The 20,620-nt window shown below is 58.1% G+C and carries 14 protein-coding genes; 9 read left to right on the top strand and 5 right to left on the bottom strand.

Going from position 1 to position 20,620, the window contains the following annotated elements; translation table 11 throughout:
* Positions 1–39: 39 nt before the first annotated feature.
* From tig to clpX, 3 genes are all read left to right on the top strand, one after another.
* The gene (tig, locus tag O3S85_RS01545) at positions 40–1,383 is read left to right on the top strand and encodes a trigger factor (protein WP_269537317.1); all 1,344 of its coding nucleotides are present in this window, start codon (positions 40–42) and stop codon (positions 1,381–1,383) included.
* A 17-nt stretch (positions 1,384–1,400) separates the two neighbouring features.
* Positions 1,401–1,994, top strand: a complete 594-nt coding sequence (locus O3S85_RS01550; RefSeq protein ID WP_269537319.1) for an ATP-dependent Clp protease proteolytic subunit — start codon at positions 1,401–1,403, stop codon at positions 1,992–1,994.
* Positions 1,995–2,069: 75 nt separating this feature from the next.
* Positions 2,070–3,410, top strand: coding sequence for an ATP-dependent Clp protease ATP-binding subunit ClpX (clpX, locus tag O3S85_RS01555; protein WP_269537320.1), 1,341 nt, complete (start codon positions 2,070–2,072; stop codon positions 3,408–3,410).
* A gap of 48 nt (positions 3,411–3,458) precedes the next feature.
* Here clpX and O3S85_RS01560 read toward each other — a convergent pair whose 3' ends face one another.
* The 3 genes from O3S85_RS01560 to O3S85_RS01570 form a co-directional block, all read right to left on the bottom strand.
* Positions 3,459–6,170 carry a family 78 glycoside hydrolase catalytic domain gene (locus O3S85_RS01560; RefSeq protein WP_269537321.1) on the bottom strand — a complete coding sequence of 904 codons (2,712 nt, stop codon included), beginning with the start codon at positions 6,168–6,170 and terminating at the stop codon, positions 3,459–3,461.
* A gap of 130 nt (positions 6,171–6,300) precedes the next feature.
* Positions 6,301–6,822, bottom strand: coding sequence for a HugZ family pyridoxamine 5'-phosphate oxidase (locus O3S85_RS01565; protein ID WP_269537322.1), 522 nt, complete (start codon positions 6,820–6,822; stop codon positions 6,301–6,303).
* Positions 6,823–6,910: 88 nt separating this feature from the next.
* Positions 6,911–7,618: a pirin family protein gene (locus O3S85_RS01570; RefSeq protein WP_269537323.1), complete on the bottom strand. Its 708-nt coding sequence runs from the start codon at positions 7,616–7,618 to the stop codon at positions 6,911–6,913.
* Positions 7,619–7,762: 144 nt separating this feature from the next.
* Here O3S85_RS01570 and O3S85_RS01575 point away from each other — a divergent pair, with 144 nt between their 5' ends.
* Entirely contained in the window at positions 7,763–10,279 is a 2,517-nt protein-coding gene (locus O3S85_RS01575; protein ID WP_269537324.1) for an ATPase, T2SS/T4P/T4SS family, read from the top strand.
* 178 nt (positions 10,280–10,457) lie between these two features.
* Here the strand turns inward: O3S85_RS01575 and O3S85_RS01580 are convergent, their stop codons facing one another.
* On the bottom strand, positions 10,458–10,904 hold the full coding sequence (locus O3S85_RS01580) for a hypothetical protein (RefSeq protein WP_269537325.1): 447 nt from the start codon (positions 10,902–10,904) through the stop codon (positions 10,458–10,460).
* 265 nt (positions 10,905–11,169) lie between these two features.
* On the opposite strand from O3S85_RS01580, the gene O3S85_RS01585 reads away from it, so the two are divergent.
* Positions 11,170–11,613: a hypothetical protein gene (locus tag O3S85_RS01585; RefSeq protein ID WP_269537326.1), complete on the top strand. Its 444-nt coding sequence runs from the start codon at positions 11,170–11,172 to the stop codon at positions 11,611–11,613.
* Between the two features lie 286 nt (positions 11,614–11,899).
* Here O3S85_RS01585 and O3S85_RS01590 read toward each other — a convergent pair whose 3' ends face one another.
* On the bottom strand, positions 11,900–13,186 hold the full coding sequence (locus O3S85_RS01590; protein ID WP_269537328.1) for a 3-deoxy-D-manno-octulosonic acid transferase: 1,287 nt from the start codon (positions 13,184–13,186) through the stop codon (positions 11,900–11,902).
* Between the two features lie 325 nt (positions 13,187–13,511).
* On the opposite strand from O3S85_RS01590, the gene O3S85_RS01595 reads away from it, so the two are divergent.
* From O3S85_RS01595 to sthA, 4 genes are all read left to right on the top strand, one after another.
* A complete protein-coding gene (locus tag O3S85_RS01595; RefSeq protein ID WP_269537329.1) occupies positions 13,512–16,334 on the top strand; it encodes a M16 family metallopeptidase in 2,823 nt (940 codons plus the stop codon).
* A 54-nt stretch (positions 16,335–16,388) separates the two neighbouring features.
* On the top strand, positions 16,389–18,407 hold the full coding sequence (locus O3S85_RS01600; RefSeq protein WP_269537330.1) for a heavy metal translocating P-type ATPase: 2,019 nt from the start codon (positions 16,389–16,391) through the stop codon (positions 18,405–18,407).
* A gap of 46 nt (positions 18,408–18,453) precedes the next feature.
* Positions 18,454–18,915, top strand: a complete 462-nt coding sequence (locus O3S85_RS01605; RefSeq protein WP_269537331.1) for a hypothetical protein — start codon at positions 18,454–18,456, stop codon at positions 18,913–18,915.
* Positions 18,916–19,037: 122 nt separating this feature from the next.
* On the top strand, positions 19,038–20,453 hold the full coding sequence (gene sthA, locus O3S85_RS01610; protein WP_269537333.1) for a Si-specific NAD(P)(+) transhydrogenase: 1,416 nt from the start codon (positions 19,038–19,040) through the stop codon (positions 20,451–20,453).
* The last annotated feature ends 167 nt before the right edge of the window (positions 20,454–20,620 follow it).

Consider the following 20,620-nt stretch of genomic DNA (forward strand, 5'->3'; position numbering starts at 1 on the left):
GGGGCGGCCTTTCATTAACACCGAAACCACCCAATCCACGTGAAAGTTACCGTCGAAGACGTCAACGATACGCGCAAGAAAGTCCACGTCAGCATCGATGCTGACGAAATTGCCGCTGAATCCAAGAGCCTGCTGGGCCAGTTCGCCAAGAACGCCAAGCTGCCGGGCTTCCGCCCGGGCAAAGCCCCAGTGAACCTCATTCAGGGCAAATTCAAGAACGAGATCAAGAGCGAGCTCAACCGCAAGTTGACCGGCGATGCCTACCAGCAGGGCGTTAAGGAATCCGGTTTGGACGTGTATGCTGTTGTGGAAATGGACGGCGGCGACATTGAGCCCGGTGCACCCGGTGCCGAGCTTTCCTTCACTTTTGACATCCGCCCGACCTTCGAACTGCCCGAGTATAAGGGCGTCGACATTTCCGTGCCGAAGGCTGAGGTGACCGAAGACGAGTTCCGCCAGACCAAGGACTACATCCTCAACCAGCGCGCCGAGTACAACGTGTGCGAAAAAGCCGCCGAGAAGGGCGACTACGTTAAGGTGTCCTATGAAGGCAAAATCGGCGATGAACTCATTGCGGACATCGTCGAGGACAAGAAAATTTACGGCACTCAGACCAACACCTGGGAGCAAGCCGGTGACGAGCATTCACCCGGCGTGCGCGCAGTGGTGGACGCCCTCGTCGGCATGTCCGCAGGCGACAAGAAGGACGTCGAGCAGAGCTTTGCCGAAGATTTCGAAGTCGAGGCCCTGCAAGGCAAGACGGCCACTTATTCGCTCGAAGTGCACGAAGTGCGCGAGAAGAAGCTCCCCGAAATGGACGAAGAGTTCCTGAAGGGCTTCCAGGTCGAAACCGTTGAAGCCTGGGAAGAGCGCATCAAGCAGGACATCAAGAATCAGAAGCTCCAGCAGGCCCATGGCGAAAAGCGCAACCAACTGATCGAGCACCTGACCGGCCTGATCGACATCAAACTGCCGGAAAGCGCTATTAATAATGAGCGCGAGGCGATCCTCCGCCAGCACGTGCAGCAGGCCATGCAGCAAGGTGCCAGCGAAGAACAGCTCGAAGAGCACAAGGAGTCCCTCTTTGCGCAGGCTGGTGATGCCGCCGTCAAGCGTGTGAAGACTCAGATCGTCCTTGGCCGCATTGCTGAAGCCGAGAAAATCAATGTCGAAAACGAAGACTTGCAGCGCGCAATCATGAACCAGGCGATGCAGACCCGCACCCAGCCGGACAAGATCGTGAAGGAGCTTCAGAAGAATCAAGATCAGCTTCGTGAGCTGCAACGCGCAGTTCTTTTTGAGAAGACACTTGATTTTCTGATCGAACAGGCGAACGTTACGGAAGTCGAACCAGAGGCCGAGGCAGCAACCGCTGAAGCCTAAGTTATAGATTTCCCATCATGAGCTATATAATTCCATTTGTAACGGAGCGCGACGGCCGCGGTGAGCGCCGTGACGATATTTACAGCCGCTTGCTGCGGGACCGTATCATCTTTCTCGGCACGCCGATTTATGATGAGGTCGCTAACGCCGTGGTCGCTCAATTGCTCTTCCTGCAGATGGAGGATCCGAAAAAGGATATCCACCTCTACATCAATTCGCCGGGTGGCAGCGTCACCGCAGGCATGGCGATCTATGATACGATCAACTTCATGCACTGCGATGTCGTCACCTATTGCGTGGGCATGGCCGCCAGCATGGGCACCGTCCTGTTGGCCGCCGGCACGAAGGGTAAGCGATACTCGCTGCCCAACAGCCGCGTGATGATCCACCAGCCTACTGGTGGTGCCACTGGCCAGACCTCGGACATCTCCATTGCCGCCAAGGAAATCCTCCGCTGGCGCAATACGATCAACGATATTCTGGCCAAGCATACCGGCAATTCCGCAGAGCAGATCAACCAGGATAGCGACCGCGATTATTACATGACCGCGGACGAAGCCTGCGAGTATGGCATCGTTGACCAGGTAATTAAGCAAAAGCCCAAGGAATAATTGGGCAAATTCGCATCTCAGGCTTTGTATCTTGCCTGATCAGTCGATAAATAGTAGCGTAACGAACTTTTTCCCATGGCTAAGTCCACCAAAATGACCTTCTGCTCCTTCTGCGGCAAATCGCAGAATGAAGTCCGCAAAATGATTGCGGGCCCGGCGGGGGTCTATATCTGCGATTCCTGTGTTAATGTCTGTAAGACGATCATTGACAGAGAGTTGCGGGACGAGCCTGCGAAGGGAACGCCAGCGCCTAGTAACGACTTCGCCGTCAAGTTGGTCAAGCCGTCTGAGATCAAGGCCGGCCTTGACCTTCATATTGTCGGCCAGGAGCACGCGAAAAAGGTTCTCTCGGTTGCCGTTTACAATCACTACAAGCGCCTCCAAAACGAGGAGCAGAGTGAGGATGACGCAATTGCTGAGTTCAGCGAAGTTTCGATTGAAAAGAGCAACGTCCTGCTGGTCGGTCCCACCGGTTCGGGTAAGACTTTGCTCGCCCGCACGCTGGCCGAGATGCTGGAAGTGCCGTTTGCCATTGCCGATGCCACCACGCTGACCGAAGCCGGTTACGTGGGCGAAGACGTGGAAAACATCGTCCTGCGCTTGCTCCAGTCCGCAAATTTCGACGTGAAAAACGCCGAACGCGGCATCATCTACGTCGACGAAATCGACAAGATCGGTCGCAAGACGGACAATGTTTCCATCACGCGCGATGTGTCGGGTGAAGGTGTGCAGCAAGCGTTGCTCAAAATCATTGAAGGCACCGTCTGCAATGTGCCGCCGCAGGGTGGCCGCAAGCACCCGAACCAGGAATACATTCAGGTTAACACTGCGAATATCCTCTTCGTTTGTGGTGGCGCATTCGTGGGCCTCGACAAGCTGATCTCCGACCGCGCCGGCAAGAAGGTGCTCGGGTTTGATTTGACTGGTGAGCGTGCCCACGTGCCACAGCGTGACGAAGTGATGCGCGAAGTTCAGCCGGAGGACTTGGTGAAGTTCGGCATGATCCCGGAATTTATCGGTCGTTTGCCGATTGTATCCGTGCTCAACGAGCTCACCCAGGAAGACTTGGAGTATATCCTGACCGAGCCGAAGAACGCGATGGTCAAGCAATACTCGAAGCTCTTGGCAATGGAAGGCGTCAAGCTGCGCTTCTCCCGTGACGCGATCAGCGCGCTAGCCGAGAAGGCCTTGGAGCTCAAGACCGGTGCCCGTGCCCTGCGCTCAATCATGGAAAAGCTGATGCTCGACGTGATGTATGAGATTCCGCAGGACCGCAATATCGAGGAATGCCTCGTGACCGCGGCCACCGTGCGCCATGGCCACCGTCCGCAGCTCAAGCGCCGTGAAGAAAGCGCGGCGAAAGAGGAGTCCGAGTCAACCTCATCCGACTCGTCGACGAATAACGACGCTGCCTAAGGCATTTTCAGACGCTGAGTCACAGCGTCTGAAAAACCGTGTTCCGCTTTAAGGTAGCTTGCAGCGGAATTTGTAGTTTCCTGCGCCGACTTCGACGACCCGATAGCCGCTGGCGTCGGATTCAGTGCTCGGCACTTCCGCGTCGTCTTCGGTAATGCTGGCGGCGTCCGCAGTTGGCAGGTGGATTTCCGCGCTGGCGTTGCCAGGGATTTCCACCTCGAGTTGGAACGTATCGCCCTCGATCTTCCAATCGCTGCGGATCGAGCCGCGCACGCATTCATGGGTCGCACCGGCGTAGGTGAGACCACCGCCAACACGCGGGCGGATGCGGATTTTGCCAAATGCCACGTCGAGCAGCTCAATGCCGGCCATGTCGGAGAAGAGCCATTCGCAAACGGCCCCATAGGCATAGTGCGCGTAGCTGTTCATGTTGGGATCGCCGGGGCCGTCCTCGTCGTGGTAGCCATTCCAGCGTTCCCAGATCGAGGTCGCGCCGTGAGCGATTTCGTAGCCCCAGCTTGGATAGTCCTCTTTGAGCAGCAGCTCGTAGCAGAGCTCGGTTTGGCCAAAGCGCGATAGCACCGGCAGCAGATACGGCAGGCCGACGAAGCCTGTGCTCAGATGGGTGTCGCGGCTGCGAATGTCAGCTACTAGGTGCTCAACGGCCTTGGCGCGATGTGCTTCGTCGAGCAGGTCGAAATGCAGGGCAAGCAGGTAGCCCGTTTGGCTGTCGCTCTCAATGCTGCGGCCGACGATGCGGCCATCTTCGGTTAAAAACTCACGCTGGAAATCGGTGCGAATGGCGTCCCACTCTTCGGAAAATTTCTCGGCATCCTCGGTCTTGCTAAGGATGTAGGCGGCGTTGCAGCACAGTCGTGTGCTCTCGGCGTAAAAAGCGGTGCGGATGATTTCCCCGGCGGTTTTGGCTTCGACGTTCAACCAGTCGCCAAACAGGGTCGGGGAGATGACGCCTTTGCCCTCGGGTAAATTATCATACTGATAGCCGTACCGCACCTTGCGGCCGGGGACCGTGGTGCGGCGGTAAAAATCAACATAGCGCGTCATCATTCCGTAGTGGCGCTCAAGAACACGGCGGTCACCGTAGCACTTGTAAATCGTCATCGGGCAGATGGTGGTCGCGTCGCCCCAGGCGGCTTCGGCCGTGCCGCGGTTGGGGGAGTTGATCAGCTTTTTGTCGCGACCGCGGCTGCCCGTTGGGGCCACCATCGGCGCACGGCCATCGGGCTCGCAGGCGTCCTCGAGGTCAACGAGCCACTTGTCAAAAAACGCCGACACATCATGGAAGGCAATCGCAGTGCGGAGGTAGGCTTGGGCATCACCCGTCCAGCCGAGGCGCTCGTCGCGCTGCGGGCAATCCGTCGGGACTTCCAGGTAGTTCGAGCGCTGAGTCCAGACGGCGTTACTGGCCAGCTTTTCGAGCATCGGGTTACTGCAGCGCAGTTGGCCGGCCTCGGGGCAATCACTGCCCACGAAGATGCCGGTCAAAACATCTTCGGGCGGTTCACCGGGGAAGCCGCTCAGCTCAACGTATTGGAAGCCGTGAAAGCTAAATTTCGGTGCCCAGGTCTCGTCCGCCTCGCCGGAGGCCACGTAGAGATCGGTCGCCAGCGCGGTGCGGAGATTGTCGACGTAGATTTCCTTGTCTGGAGTGAGCACCTCAGCGAAGCGCAGCCGCAGCGTCGTGCCAGCGGGCACGTTGAGCTTTAGCCGGGCGTAGCCGGAAAAATTCTGTCCGAGGTCAAAGATCCATTTACCGGGGCAGGGCTGCCAGCGGTTAACGGGCTTAAACTCCTTCAACTCGCGGACGGGGACGCCGACGTGGCGCTCGATCAATTCGTCGCCCACGGGTTGCGCTTTGACGTCATACCAGCGCTTTGTGGATTCATAGCCGGGCTGGCTCCAGTCGCCGAGGGTCAGATTGGCGTCGTAGCTTTCGCCATCGAGCAGGCTGGCGCTGAGGGTCGGGCCCGCCGCGCTTTTCCAACTGTCATCGGTGACGACCCACTCCACGCTGCCATCCGGGCGCTCGATACGCAGCATGGCGAGCAGTTGAATCACGCCACCCCAGATACCGTGGAGGCTTTCCCAGGTCATTTTGCCGCGATACCAGCCCTCGGCCAAGATTGCGCCGATGGCATTGTCACCGGATTTCAGCAGCGCGGTAACATCGAAGCAATGGCTGGGCTGGCGAACGCTGTAATCCGTCCAACCCGGCAGTAGTTTGCAGTCGGTGATGGGCTGGCCGTTGATTTCAATATCGGCCAGGCCGCGGGCAGTCAGGTAAAGGCGGGCGTCAGCGATCTCGCCTTTTATGGCGAACTCTTTGCGCAGGTGTGGGCAGGCGCTGAGCGACGACTGAAAATGGGAAATCCACTGGGCGCGCTTCCACTCCTCGCAGTCGAGGATGCCCATGGCAAAGCTCGCCGGTTCGCTCCAGCCGGAGGCGGCGTCTTCGGCATCCCAGAGTTGGACGCGCCATTGGTAGCGGCCATGAGCGGCGAGGGGTTCGCCGGAATAGTGGATGTGCAGTTGGTCGCCGCCAGAGGTTTTGCCGGTGTCCCAGACGCAGTCTTCGTCAAAGGCCTGGCCTTGCGGGGCGACTTGTATTTGCCACGCCGATTGCGCGGCGTTGCGCGTTAGAGCCTGGACTTGCCAGCTAAAGGAAGCCTGGCCGTCTTCGAGGCCGAGGGGGGCATTTTTATGGGCACAGCGGAGTTTTACGGGGGCGATGGAGCTCATAGGGGGAATTCGTTCGAGGGTTCGAAGGTTTGAAGGTTTGGAAGTTCAAACAGATATAACGTGTAATGATCAAGCTCTACCTGAACAAACTTTCCAACCTTCTAACTTTCGATCCTCCGAACGCCCCGTCTTAACCGTGGCCCTTGGAGCCGCTGGCTGCGCGTTGCTCCAGTTGGTCCCAGTTGTCACCGGTCACGCGGAAGGCGGCGGCAAAGCCGAGCACCACGCGGCCGCTGGTCGGCTTGAGGCGGATCATGTGGAAGTCCTTCATGCCGGCGAGCATGTCGATCATCTGGCCGAACTTGGCGCGGAAGGCGTCGAGCTGCGTTTGGCAGTCTTCGCTGTCGCGGGGAAGTTCTTCCGGCTGGACGGTGAAGGTCGCGCGGCGGCGGGCAAAGATCTGCTTCGCCTTGGCTTCGTCTTCGATCAGCATAACGCTGGCGTTGCCGCCCTTGCGCAGGTTGATCGTGTGGCGAGCCATCTCGCTGACGAACACGTAAAAATTGCCCTGAGCGTCGCGCACGTGCGGCACGTAGGAAGCCTCGGGGGTTGGCGATTCGCCACCGGAGGCAAGGATCAGGGTTTGCGTTTCTTCGAGCAGCTGGGCGTAGTCGGCCTCGGCTGCGGCAATAGCGTCTTCAGTTACTGGCATAGCCGCTGATCGTGACGCTTTTTGCCGCATTGAAAAGATGAAAACGAGTTTCTGTCTCGATTTTCTACCGCCGAGGGACTGGCCGGGCTTATTTTAAGTCAAACAAGAGCCCTTCGATGGCTTCGTTGGCCGTGATGGTCAATGCTCCGGAAGCCTCTGTAGCAAAGGCGTCGCCAGGATTCAGGGTGGCGTCGCCGAGCTGCGCCTGGCCGGATATCAACTGGAACCACGCGCCGCGACCCGGAGCGACCTCATGAGACAGGGACTCACCCGCTGCCAGCTTGACGCGATAAACATAGGCGTCCTGGTGGATGACGGCAGAGTCCTCGCGACCATCTGGCGAGATCAGCAGTGACTTGGCGGCGTCTCTCCGGGACTCCCAATCCGAGTAGCTGGGGGTGAGCCCGCGCTGCGCCGGCTGAATCCAGATTTGCAGCAGGTGCAACGGGTTTTCGCTGGAGGGATTGAACTCCGAATGCGTGATGCCGGTGCCCGCGCTCATTAGCTGGACGTCGCCGGGGCGCAAGGTGCGCTCGTTGCCCATGCTGTCCTTGTGCGCCATCTCGCCCTGAAGCACGTAGGAGAAGATTTCCATGTCGCGGTGCGGGTGCGTGGGGAAGCCGCCGCCCGGGGCGACGATGTCTTGGTTGATCACGCGCAACGAGCGAAAGCCCATGAACGCGGGGTCGTAATAACTGGCAAACGAAAACGTGTGCCATGACTTCAGCCAACCGTGGTCGGCGTGACCGCGCTGCTGAGAGCGACGGATGTGGGTGTTGCTGGAGGTGTGTTGCATGTTATGTTTGTCTCGATATCAAGATAAACCTTGCAGCTTATTTTTCAAGGGTAAGTGTGCGATTCTACTAGGGCGGCGGCTCAATTAACCGATTGCCATGTTTGATCCGAGGGTTACAATCCATTGAAATTATATTTTCCTGCTATGGCTGACACTGAACTCTCTGCACCGCTTCGTCGTACCCTGCTGCTTAAAATTATCTCCAATAAGGAGCCACAACCAGAGGATGTTGATGACATCATCGAACTGACCTCGAGCAAGATCGTTGAGCTACTTCAGGCGCAGTCGATGACTTTCTACCTCGTGCAGGGGAACAAAATTCGCTTTAAGCACGTTTACTACTCGCCTTCGCTTTGGGGTGATAACCAAGCCAAGGCCAAAGATTTTGCCGAAAAGGAAGTGAAGCTCAAGGAGCTGGAGCTACCGGTAGGCACTGGTATCGTGGGTAAGGTGATTGAGCGCGGTGAACCAGCGTTTTTCTCGCTGTCCAAGGAGAACACGCGGCCGATGTTCAACATGGCCAAGGACACCGGCTTCGACGTCAATTCGATGGTCACCGTGCCACTGATCGGCAGTAAGTGCATTGGCGCGATCCAGGTGCTCAACAAAGAGCCTGATGCGATCCACCCGGAGTTCCGCCGCGACGATTTAAAGGTCCTTGAGGAAGTCGCCGAATACACGGCACCGCTCATCCAGCGCCTCATCGACCCGAAGTATGAGATGCCGGATGAGAAGCTCGCGATGTATATTGCGAAGTTTACCGACTCCCATCTGGTGCTGGATAAGGCCGAACTGGAGATCGACGAAAAGCTACTCGAAGTCGTTGGCGAGGACATCATTAAAAAGACGGGCGTGGTCCCGACCAAAAAGCTGACCCCGACCAGTGTCGCCGCGGTCATGGTCAACCCCTACGACTACAACTCCCGCGAGGAGTTTGAGCGGGTTTCCGAGCTGCACTTGGAAGAGGTCATGGTCGCCCCGGAGTCGTTGATCAATTCCCTGTTGGGTGAGTATTTCCAGTCGGCAGCTGCGCCGGAGATGAGAGCCTCGGACGACGAGGAAATTTCCGGTCTGGTGGACGTCATCGGTGCCGAGATGGAGTCGGGGGCCGAAGCCGGCGGCGGCAAGGATCTGGAAGACGAAGACTCCGCGCCGATCATTACTTTGGCCAACCGCATTGTCGAAGACGCCTACGTCCTCGGCGCGTCGGACATCCACGTGGAGCCGCAGGAAAACGACCTGATTGTCCGCTACCGTATTGACGGCGTTTGCCAGGAAAAGCTGCGCCTGCCCAAGCAGGTGGCCGGCGCCTTGAGCGCGCGCTACAAGATCATGTCGGAGCTCGATATTGCCGAAAAACGCCTCCCGCAGGACGGCCGTATCGTCTTTAAGAAATATACGAAGAAGAACATCGATATCGACCTGCGCGTGGCCACCGGCCCGATGAACTTTGGCGAGAAGATCGTCATGCGTATTCTCGACAAGACCAAGAGCGCCTTGCCGATCACCGCGCTGGGTTTCTCGGAGTATAATTTGTCCAAATACCGCGACTGTATCCGCCAGCCTTACGGGATGATCCTGCACTGCGGGCCGACCGGTTCCGGTAAGTCGATGACGCTGTTCTCCGCCTTGCGCGAAATTGCCACGCCGGACATCAACATCCAGACCGCGGAAGACCCGATCGAATACACCATCCCGGGCATCAACCAGATGCAGATGCACAAGCAGATCGGGCTGACCTTTGCCCGCGCGCTGCGTGCTTACTTGCGTATGGACCCGGACATCATTCTGGTGGGGGAAATTCGTGACCAGGAAACAGCGGAAATCGCCGTCGAAGCCGCGCTTACCGGTCACTTGCTGCTCTCCACGCTCCATACCAACGATGCGCCATCCACGGTCGCGCGTTTCACGGACATGGAGATCGAGCCGTTCATGATTTCCGCCTCGCTGCTCGTCGTCTGCGCCCAGCGTCTGATGCGCCGCGTCTGCAAAAGCTGTAAGGAGGAATACATGCCCGAGGGCAACGAATTGGAAATCCTCAAGCGGGCGATGCCAGACTGGGAGCCGCACCCGATTTTCCGCGCCTCCGAAGGCGGTTGTAAAGCCTGTGGCGGCAATGGCATGAAAGGCCGCGTCGGCATCCACGAACTCATGCAAAACAGTGATGAGCTGGTTCGCGCGATCAATGAAGGCCGCGAGACGGCTGACCTGAAGCGCATCGCCATGGCCACCGGCATGTATACGCTTCACCAGGACTCGATGCTGAAGGTCACCGAGGGCGTCACGACGATTCTGGAAGGCGTGGGCACCGTGCCGCCTGATATTACCGCCGCGGATGCCGAGATCGCCCAAAAGCAGCAGGAAAAGCACCATCAGGATGAGGAGCGCATGAAGGAGCAGGAGGCAATGGACATTCGCAAGAAGGCCCAGGCAGCCGAAGAGGGCGCTAAGCCCAAGCCAAAGACTCCGGCCGAAGACGACGAAGAAATGGCCGCCCTCAAGAAGCTTGCCGAGTCCGCCGCCGCCTCCACCGACGAAGACATCATGTCGGACATGGGCATGTCGCTGGACGATGACGACCTCAGCGAAGAGCCCAGCCCGAACAAGTCCTCGACCTCTGACGACGACGACGACCTCGATAGCTTCTTGCCGAAGGGGTAATGGCGAGCAGCAAGAAACGACGTTCTTTGGTTTGGGCATTCGTAATTTTTGTCACAGTTAGCGTTGCGTTAACTTTCGAAGTTGCCGAAGAATTCTATTCAAACGCTGAAGTTGACGTTCTGCTCGATGATACAAATCTCGATCTATTGACGGACGAAGGGAGAAATCTCGAAGACTTTCAGACACAGGTAAAGATGTTGAGGGAGGGCACATTTCCTTTCGAGGAGTTAGAGGAAGCCCCAACAACTTCCGTCTCATTTGAGGTGAAGACGCCATCTCTGCAATCGGTAGAGAAGAGCAGGCCAACTGAAGCAACTGAGCCAAAATAGCGTTTCCCTACGCTGTGTTTTGCAAAAGCCCCATGCTTCTTTTCCGAAAAGCCTACTGGGGCTTTTTCAAAAAGCAGCATGCTATGTTTTGAAAAAGCCACTACTGTTGTTTCCTCAACACAACCACTGTTGTTGCTGCAACATAGCCTGTTGTGTTGGGGCAACATAGCTACTGTTGTTTTGCAAACACCCGAGGGGGCTTTTTTCAAACGCCGCAAGAAGCCATGTGTCCAAGCATGAATCGGCGCGGACTCCGAACAGGCTCGCACCCAACCCAATGCGCTGGATGTATCCATGGCAAGCTGATCTTCATATTCCGTTCGGGTGTCAACAGAGGGGTATCTAAATGTATATCCGCATTTACGTGGGCAATTATCAACATCGCACCAAAAGTTACGAACTGAAATACCAGCGACCACTAAAGCAGAACTACTCGTAATACGCTGAGACCTTGACGAACAAGACCATTACAGCCACTCTCAAGTTATGAAATACACCAATAACACTCCCAGTTCGTAAGTTTTAGGTGTGATCAATAATTCTGTTCTGCAGAAGAAAACCATGAGCCCTCCAAGTAGAATTTCTATCAATCACGATGAATACGCGGCGAAGCATATAGGTTGTTTGCCAGACGGTAGACAATTCTTCCTAACCAGCCCATTTGAGCCAGCATGGAAAGATAGAAAAGGTGGTGAATACATTGCACTCTATCTCTGGGACGAACTCGGCAATTTCCTTGAAGCCAAGGTTGAGGGCCTCGGGCCACGCTCAGAATTGGATATGGAACATGCGAGGGCCTCTTACTACGAGATTTTGGATAGTTTAGGGCAAATCGAATTTAAGAGAATTAATGTCGCACCATTTTCAATCGAACGTTTCGGAGTCGAGTTCGGTTTAGTTCTACGAGAACCCGAAGAAGATGGAGATGCTTGGGCAGTCGAAGCACAACCAGGCAACTACATGGCATTCTTTGAACCCTGGGATAGTGGATACTACGACACTTAGAACGAAAGAAGGCAGATCTACTCGGAGTAGGTGACAAAAAATGCTGGCGCATTTTCGCCACCTATCCTCAACGATCAATCCTTCGCAAGGAGTTGTCCGATTGCATCATGATTGCGCTGGCCTACCACCGTCGAAAGCATCTTCTAAACCTCGGTGTCGAAATCGAGACGGCCAATCGATAACCGCAGAGTACGCTTGGGATCGCACTAACTTTAAGCTGCGGCTTATCTGGCATTCACTGGATTTCTTCGCGCCTTTGCGTCTTCGAGTAAGATTCACTTCAAGGCTATTTGCCCAACTTTCCAACCAGCGCGTCCACTACGCGATTCGCAGCACCGCGGTTGTTGGTGTGCCAGCGTTGGGCGCAGGTGGTCATGGTTTGGCGTTGAGCGGGGTCGCGGAGCAGGGTGAGTAACTGGTGGCGGGCGTCGGCGGCGTCGGTGGCGCGGATGGCGGCGGCTTCGGCCTGGAGGGATTGGCAGACGCGGCGGAAGTTGCCCATGCCCGGGCCGTAGACAATGGGCAGGCCGAGCGCGGCGGCTTCGATGGGAGTCTGGCCTTCGGTGTGCGGCGGCAGGCTTTTGCCGATGAAGGCCACGTCCGCGGCCTGGCTCAGCATGGCGAGCTCGCCCGTGGTGTCACCCACATAGATGTCCAGCGCGCCGTCGGCCTTTTCCTCAGTGCGGAAGGCAAAGCGAAAGGGAAATTGCTCCAGATCGCGGCGGATTTCCTTACGGCGCTCGGCGTGGCGGGGGATGATCAGCAGGTGGATATTGGGGTTGTCTTTGCGGGCGTCGAGGAGGGTCTGCGCAAGCATGACTTCCTCGCCCGGCCAGGTGGACGAGCCGAGCAGCACGAGCGCGTTTTCGGGGAAGCCCAGCTCGGTGCGGAGGGCGCGGCGCTCGGCGGCGTCGAGGATGGGCTTTACCTGGACATCGAACTTGATGTTGCCCGTGGTTTCGAGGCGGTCGGTGGGGACCCCCAGTTCGCGGAAGCGGTCGGCGTCCTGCGTGGAGCCGGCGTAAACTTGATCAATCTGCGCGAAGAGCCACTGGGCCAGCCCGCCGACTTTCTGGTAACGGCGGAAGGAGCGGTCGGACATGCGGCCGTTGACGAGGATGGCCGGCACGTTGCGCTTTCTTGCCTGATGCAGGTGTTCGGGCCAGAGATCGCCCTCCATCAGCACCGCGAGATCGGGCTGAATGCGGTCCCACGTGCGGGCGGAAAAGGGCAGCCAGTCAATGGGGAAAATGCCGTTTGCCAGACAACTGTCGCGGTAGTGTTCGCGGGCGAGGGCATAGCCGGTGCTGGTGGTCGTGGTCAGGACGATTTCGATATCCGCGCGCTCGTTGAGGCCATCAATCACGGGCTGGATGGCACGGATTTCCCCCACGCTCACGGCCTGAACCCAGATGCGCTTGACGCCCGGCTTGCGCGGGGGCAGCGGGTCGATCCTCCCAAACCGGTGGCGCAGGTCCTTCCCGTAGCCGCCGCGCTTGAGCATCCGCGCGCCGTAGTAGGGCAGGGCGAGCAGCAGCAGAAAGGGAAATAGAATGCGGTAAAGGACGATCATTGCGGCGTTAAATATCATCTATAATCGAGCGGACTACCCGTGACGCATTTTTAAATAACCACGAAGGACACGAAGGGCACAAAGCTTTTTAAAGCTATAATTTTCTCACGATCATGATCCGCAGACTTGCGAGTCGTTCTCCGGCGATAACATCTGACCTTCGTGTTCTTCGTGGTTTAAATATGCAGTATGGGATGAGTATTGTAGCCATTTTGCGGGCCCATTACTCAAAAAGGGGAACTTGATAACGTGCTGGGCGTCAAAGGAAACACAAACTTTTTGGCCTTGGCTTGCGAGCAGGCCTTGTGCGTGAATATCCTTATCCATGAGATTCGTTTCAAAACCCTTCCTCAGCCTTTTACTTTGCCTCCCCTTGGTCTGTGCGATTGCCCAGGCAAAAGACAGCGCTTCCCCGGGCTTGCCGGCGGATTCATCCGTCACGTTTGGCGCGCTGGATAATGGCCTGCACTACGCGATCATGCCCAACAACGAGCCGCCCGGCCGCGTAAGCCTGCGCCTGCTCGTAGAGGCTGGTTCGCTGCAAGAGGCGGAGAGCCAGCGCGGCGTTGCACACTTCTTGGAGCACATGGCCTTCAACGGCTCCGAGCACTACCCACCCGGCGAGCTAATCGAATACCTGCAACGCCTGGGCATGAGCTTTGGTGCCGACACCAACGCCCACACCGGCTTCGACGAAACCGTTTACAAGCTGGAGCTGCCGGAGAACAACCCTGAGCTTTTCCACGAGGGCATGCAGGTGCTGCGCGATTACGCGGGCGGCCTGCTACTGCGTGAGCAGGAGATCGAGCAAGAGCGTGGCGTGATCCTCAGCGAAAAGCGCGACCGCGACTCCGTTGGCTACCGCACGTTTGTTGCCTACTGGGAGTTTCTGTTTCCCGAGGCGCGCATGCCCGAGCGCCTGCCGATCGGCTTGGAAGAGGTCATTAAAAACGCCCCGCGCGATGAATTTGTTTCGTTTTACCAGACCTGGTACCGCCCGGAAAATATGGCGGTGATCATCGTGGGCGATGTCGACGTGGCCAAGACCGAGGCGACGATTAAAGACATGTTTGCCAATATGAAAAACCCGGACGCGCCGATGCCAGAGATCGATATGGGCGCGCTGACCCGCCCCCAACTGGCGACGAAACTACACTCCGAGCCCGAAGCGCCGTCGACCGAAGTTTCCCTAATGACTCTGCGCGAATATCACGGCGAGCCGGACAGCCGTGAGGTGCGCGTCCGCGACATGATTACCGCGGCGGCGAATCGCATTGTGACCCGCCGACTGGAGATCCTCGCCAAGCAGGAGGGCGCACCGTTCACCACGGGCAATGCCTTCTTCTGGGACTACCTGGACTTTTTCGAGATCGGCGGCATCGAGTTGACCTGCAAGCCTGAGCAATGGCAGGACGCCGTTGCCGTGATTGAGCAGGAGCTGCGCCGCGCCCTGGAGTTTGGCTTCACGGAGGCGGAAGTGGCCGAAGTAAAGGCCAAGATTATCAATGACTACGAGGAAGCCGTGAAGGCCGCGCCGACCCGCAAATCACGCGATCTCTCGGCTAGCATCGTTAGCAGCATGTCGCGGGATTACGTGTTTACCTCGCCGGAGACCGACCTCTCCATCGCGCAGGAGGCCATGGCACAACTGACGCCAGATTCCGCGCAGGCCGCCTTTGACAAAGTCTGGGATGGCGGTGGCCGGTTCCTCTTCGTCAGCGGAAATCTGGAGCTGGAAAACGGCGACGCCGAGCTGGCCAAAGCCTTTACTGCGAGCGCCGCGACGGGGGTAACCGCGCCCGAAGTGGGCGAGGCATTGACATGGCCTTACACGAACTTTGGCGAACCCGGCAAAGTCGTGGAAAAGAAGTTTATTGAAGACCTCGGCATTTGGCAGGTGACCTTTGAAAATAACGTCCGCTTCAACTTCAAGCAGACCGATTTTGAGGCGAATTCGGTATCGGTCGTCGCCCGCTTTGGCGGGGGTGAGCTGGCCATGAGCGCCGACCAAAAAGGCATCGCGACCTTTGCGAACATGGCGTTCTCCGCCGGGGGGCTGGAAGCGCTCTCGGTCGACGAGATGGAGCGCGTGCTCGCCGGGCAAAGCGTGGGTGGCTCTTTCTCCGTGGGCGAAGAGTTTTTCACCCTCGCCGGTGGCACTACGCCCAAGGATTTGGAGCGCGAGCTCGAGCTGCTCGCCGCTTACTTGACCGCGCCTGGCTACCGGGAGGAGGCTGCGCGGCAGGCCCGGAAGGCCTACGACGAAATGGCGATCCAGGTCGAGCGAACCGTAGAGGGCGTCTGGGGCAATCAGGTGGCCAAATACATTGCGGGTGATAACTTCCGCTTTGGCTTTCCATCGGAGAGTGACTTTGCATCGCAAAGTATGGACAAGCTTAAAGCTTGGCTCACCCCTGCGCTGACCAGCGCCTACCTCGAGGTGAGCATTGTTGGCGATGTGGATTTCGAGACCGCGCTGCCGCTGGTGCAAAAGACGGTCGGTGCCTTGCCTCAGCGCAGCGCCGAGCAGGATCTCTACAAATCCGAGCGCAAGGGCGTGGCTTTCCCACAGGAAACGCAGGAGCAGGTCTTCACGTTTGAGTCGGACATTCCACGCGCGCTGGCTTCAGTCTATTGGCCGACCACGGACTTCTGGGACATCAAGCGCACGCGTCGCCTCAACGTGCTGGCGAGTATCTTTCGTGACCGCTTGCGCCTGGAAGTGCGCGAGAAACTTGGCGAAGGCTACAGCCCCTACGCGCGCAACAGCTCCAGCGAAATTTACGACGACTACGGCTATATGTTTGGCCTGAATTTTGCCGACCCGAATAAGGTGGAAACCGTCGTGAGCATCATCCGCGATCTGGGCGTAAACCTGGGCGAGGGCAACATCACCGAAGACGAGCTGCAACGCGCCGTGCTGCCGATGCAAAAATACGTCGAGGAATACGTCCGCAAAAACAGCTATTGGCTGCAGCGCGTGTTGGCCGGATCTACGGTTTACCCGCAGCAGCTTGACTGGGCGCGGACACTGGCCTCCGACTACGAAGCGATCACGCTGGACGAAGTCAACGGACTGGCCAAGGAATACCTCGGTGCCGGGCCAGGCTTGCCTATTGTGATCAAGCCTGCGGACAAGCCGGAGTAATTCGGCAACGGGAGATTGCCAAGGCTAACCTTTGCGTGTTGCGTGGTGGATTCGATGGCCGACGATTTGCCCAACAGCTGTTGCCATACCGATGCCTCGCCCGGGGTGACGGAGGATGAGCGCGCCTGGACGATGACGTGGCTCAAGGTCGGCGTTGCCGCCGTGATGGCCGGGCAGGGGATGATCTTTGGCCTCGGCCTGAACACCTCGGAGACGCCGCTCACGCAGGAGCAGCCGATCTATTGGGTGCTGCACATGGGGCTGCTGATCTCGGCGCTGGTTGTGATCGCGCTGCTCGCACCGCCGCTCTTGCAGAACGCGTGGCAGGCCATGCGCGAAAAGCGCATCACCGTAGAGGCCTTGTTTTTAATCAGTGCGCTAGGGGCGCTCGGGGCCTCGCTGACGGCGACACTGACCGGCGAAGGCTCGGTCTATTATGAAGTCGTCGCCATCGTGCTCGCGATTTACACCGTCGGTAAAACGCTCGGCTCGCGTTCCCGCGAGCGTGCCTTGGACGCCGTTCGCGAGCTGCGTGACGCGTTTGACTTTGCGTATTTGCAAACCTGCTGTGGGCAGCGTCGCCGCGTGCCCGTGGCCGAGCTGGCCAATGACTCCGAGGTGTCCGTTGCGCCCGGCGAGCCGGTGCCGGTCGATGGCGTGATCCGCTCCGGGGTGGGGGACATTACCGACACCGCCGTGACGGGAGAACTCGCGCCAACGCGCCGACAACCGGGTGATCAGGTCTGGGCCGGTTCGTATTCGGTGGACGGCACATTCGTGATCGAGCCGCGCGCACTGACCGGTGAGCGGCGGATCGACGCCGTGCTCGAAGCCGTGGAGCAGGCGCGCCTCAAGCCATCCGAATTGCAGCTGCAGGCCGATCGCTTGATGCGTTGGTTTGTGCCGAGTGTGATTGCGATTGCGGCTGTGACTTTTCTGGCGTGGGCCATGATCGGCCCATGGACGACGGCTCTCTTTAACGCGATGGCCGTGCTGCTGGTGGCCTGCCCGTGCGCGCTGGGGCTGGCGACACCCATTGCGGTGTGGAGCCAGTTGCTACAGTTTTCCCGCTTGGGCTTGACGGTGCGGACCGGCGATTTTGGCGACCAACTGGCGCAGGCGGATCGCATTGTCTTTGATAAAACAGGCACGCTCAGCTTTGAGTCCCTGCGCGTGGAAGACATGGAGGTCGCACCAAGCTTTGCATCGCAAAGTAATGAGCTGCTTGCCGCAGTCCGCGCCGTAGAGAGCCTGAGTCCGCATCCCGTAGCGCGCGCCTTGGCGCAGATCGAAGTCGAGGCAATCGACATCGAGCCGCTGGAGGTCACGCAGCATCCGGGCCATGGCGTCGAAGCCGTGGTGCGTTTGCTTTCCGGTCGCGAAGCAAGGCTCCGCATCGGCAGTCGGGACTTTGTTGAGCAAAGTTTATCCGGCAATGTGCTGACCCGCACGCGCACGCTGGGGAGCAAACGCGAAGTGCTGGCCAGCCTGGATGGCGAGTTCGCTGCTGCCTTTGATCTAAGTGAGCAACTGCGTCCCGACCTCGAGCCCGCTTTGCGCGCCTTGCAAGAGCAGGGCGTGACGCTGTCGATTCTAACCGGTGACCCGAAGCCCGCGCAACGCGAGCTCGCGGGCGTGGCGGTGGAGTGCGGGCTGACGCCGGCCGATAAATTGGATCGCGTAACCGCCTGGCAGGCCAGTGGCGAGCGTGTGGTCTTCGTCGGTGACGGCCTGAACGACGCGGCTGCGATGAGCCATGCCGATGCATCAATCGCCATGGGGCAGGGGGCTGACTTGAGCCGCGCGGCATCGCCCGCCGTGCTGATGGGCGACTCGCTGATGCCGATTGCACGCGGGTTAACTTTGTCTCGCAAAGTTCGCCGCGCGGTGCGGGGTAACCTGCTCTTTGCTGGCGCGTATAATTTCCTGGGAATGGGGCTGGCCGCGGGCGGGATTTTGCACCCGGTGGTGGCCGCGCTGTTGATGTTGTTTTCGAGCGTGGGTGTCTCGGTTCGCGCGGCCAGAAGCGCACGCATGGAGACCCCACAGGGCGGGACGGGCGTCGCACAATAGGCATTGCGCCGACGCTGTCGTGTGATATGTTTGAGCCTTTACTTTCATGAGCCAACTCCAGCCCAAGACCGACGATACGCCAGCAACCGAAGAAGCGACCCCAGTCGACACCACACCGTGGATCGGCGTTGATCTCGACGGCACCCTAGCAAAGTTTGCCTCCTGGCGCGGCATTGGTCACATCGGCAAGCCAATCCCCGACATGATGGCGCGTGTGCGCCGCTGGCGCGAAGAGGGCCGCAAGGTGAAAATTTTTACGGCCCGCGCCGCGCACGAGGAATACCTGCCGCCAATCCGCAAATGGCTGAAAAAGCACAAGCTTGCGGACATGGAAATTACCAACGAGCTTGACCCCTACGTGATTGAAATTTGGGACGACCGCGCGATCCAGGTCATGACGAACACGGGGCAGATTTATCGTCACGCATCGGTGACGGCCCGGCCCAAAGCTCCGCTGCTGGAGGAGGCGTTTCCACACGAGAAGCGTCCAAAACTGAGCTTCATGTGAATTTGAAGCGAATGGGCTCTATGGAAATGGGCCTGTGACATCGCGTTGCCGAAAGAAATCTGCGGTTTGCGTGAACTTGCGCTTCCCATGGGGTGGGGATGTGCTATACGGTTTGCTCAGCCATGAAGCACTATGACTTGATTGTGATCGGATCGGGCCCCGCTGGGGAAAAAGCCGCGGTGAAAGCCGCCTACCACGGCAAGAGCGTTGCAGTGGTCGAAAAAGAGTCCATGCTGGGAGGCGCGGGCACGAATACCGGCACGCTGCCCTCCAAGACCTTGAAGGAGACGGCTTTGTATTACTCCGGCCGCAATGAAAGCGGGTTGTGGGGCGTCGATAAGGAGCTAAAGCACGCCGCCAATGCCGAGGATTTTTTCTTCCGCAAGAACGAGGTGCAGGACTCGCAGGAGCTCGGCATTGAGAAGAATTTTCTGCTCCACAATATCGATGTTTACAAGGGCAAGGGCTCGGTGATTACGCCAAACCGCGTCCAAGTCTTCGGCGAGGACGATGCGCTGATCGAGGCCGACAATATCCTGATCGCGACTGGCTCTTACCCGTTCCACCCGCCGGGCATCCCATTTGACGGTAAGTTCGTGCACGACTCGGACACGATTCTGAACATTAAAGGCATCCCGAAGTCGATGGTCATTGTTGGAGCCGGCGTTATTGGCTGCGAATACGCGACGATTTTTGGCATCATGGGCGTCAAGGTGAAGCTGGTGAACAGCCACCCGGACATCCTGAGCTTCCTCGACCCGGAAATTCGCGACCTGCTCGTCGAAAGCATGAAGACGGATAACATCGAGTTCATCTTCAACCAGCGCATTGACGAGGTGACGATTTTGCCGGATGAGCACGAATTTAACGTCCACGCCAAGCTTTCAGATGGTGATCCAATCCAGGCGGACATGTTCCTCTACGCGGCTGGTCGCTCCGGTCAATGCGCGGGTATCGGCCTGGAAGAGGTCGGTGTGGAAATTGGCCAGCGCGGCAATATTGTCGTCGATAAAGAGTACCGCACCGCCGTGCCGAGCATTTACGCCGTGGGCGACGTGATCGGCTTCCCCGCACTCGCCAGCACAGGCATGGACCAGGGCCGTGTAGTCGTGTCCCATATGTTTGGCTTCGCGGACCAGCTTCAGCTCACCGAGCACTTCCCGTATGGTATTTACACGATACCTGAAGTAAGTGTTTACGGTCTGACCGAAGCGGAGGCTAAGGACAAAGGCCACGAAGTCGTCATCGGCCGCGCTCGCTACGTGGACATGCCCCGCGGCAAAATCATGGGTGTGAAAAAAGGCGTCTTGAAGCTCGTCGCCGACCGCGAAACTCAGGTCATTCTCGGCGTGCATATTTTCGGCAAAATTGCGACAGAACTAGTCCACTACGGCATGGCCTTGGTCGATAACAAAGCCACGCTGGAGGTGGTCATTAACCGCGTTTACAACATGCCAACTCTCCACGAGCTCTACAAATACGCGGGCTACAACGCACTCATCGAGGGCCACTACCTCGACGCCCCAGCCGGCCACTAAAGGCCGACTGCCATTCAAATTTATAGACTCCGCGCTATACCAATTATAGCGCGGAGTTTTTGTATGTGGATGCGGCAAGGCTGGAGGAAGCTAAGGAGATGGATTTACCAACCGCTTCGCAGGGTTTTCGTCATTTGTATGTCCACATAGATGTCATTGCGCAACAG

Origin of the sequence: Cerasicoccus sp. TK19100 (assembly GCF_027257155.1) — a bacterium.
Classification (GTDB): Bacteria; Verrucomicrobiota; Verrucomicrobiia; order Opitutales; family Cerasicoccaceae; genus Cerasicoccus; species Cerasicoccus fimbriatus.

Coding starts and splice junctions, on each gene's coding strand:
- O3S85_RS01550 (WP_269537319.1), top strand. CDS start 1,401: ATGAGCTATATAATTCCATTTGTAACGGAGCGCGACGGCCGCGGTGAG.
- clpX (WP_269537320.1), top strand. CDS start 2,070: ATGGCTAAGTCCACCAAAATGACCTTCTGCTCCTTCTGCGGCAAATCG.
- O3S85_RS01560 (WP_269537321.1), bottom strand. CDS start 6,170: ATGAGCTCCATCGCCCCCGTAAAACTCCGCTGTGCCCATAAAAATGCC.
- O3S85_RS01565 (WP_269537322.1), bottom strand. CDS start 6,822: ATGCCAGTAACTGAAGACGCTATTGCCGCAGCCGAGGCCGACTACGCC.
- O3S85_RS01570 (WP_269537323.1), bottom strand. CDS start 7,618: ATGCAACACACCTCCAGCAACACCCACATCCGTCGCTCTCAGCAGCGC.
- O3S85_RS01575 (WP_269537324.1), top strand. CDS start 7,763: ATGGCTGACACTGAACTCTCTGCACCGCTTCGTCGTACCCTGCTGCTT.
- O3S85_RS01580 (WP_269537325.1), bottom strand. CDS start 10,904: ATGGATACATCCAGCGCATTGGGTTGGGTGCGAGCCTGTTCGGAGTCC.
- O3S85_RS01585 (WP_269537326.1), top strand. CDS start 11,170: ATGAGCCCTCCAAGTAGAATTTCTATCAATCACGATGAATACGCGGCG.
- O3S85_RS01590 (WP_269537328.1), bottom strand. CDS start 13,186: ATGATCGTCCTTTACCGCATTCTATTTCCCTTTCTGCTGCTGCTCGCC.
- O3S85_RS01595 (WP_269537329.1), top strand. CDS start 13,512: ATGAGATTCGTTTCAAAACCCTTCCTCAGCCTTTTACTTTGCCTCCCC.
- O3S85_RS01600 (WP_269537330.1), top strand. CDS start 16,389: ATGGCCGACGATTTGCCCAACAGCTGTTGCCATACCGATGCCTCGCCC.
- O3S85_RS01605 (WP_269537331.1), top strand. CDS start 18,454: ATGAGCCAACTCCAGCCCAAGACCGACGATACGCCAGCAACCGAAGAA.
- sthA (WP_269537333.1), top strand. CDS start 19,038: ATGAAGCACTATGACTTGATTGTGATCGGATCGGGCCCCGCTGGGGAA.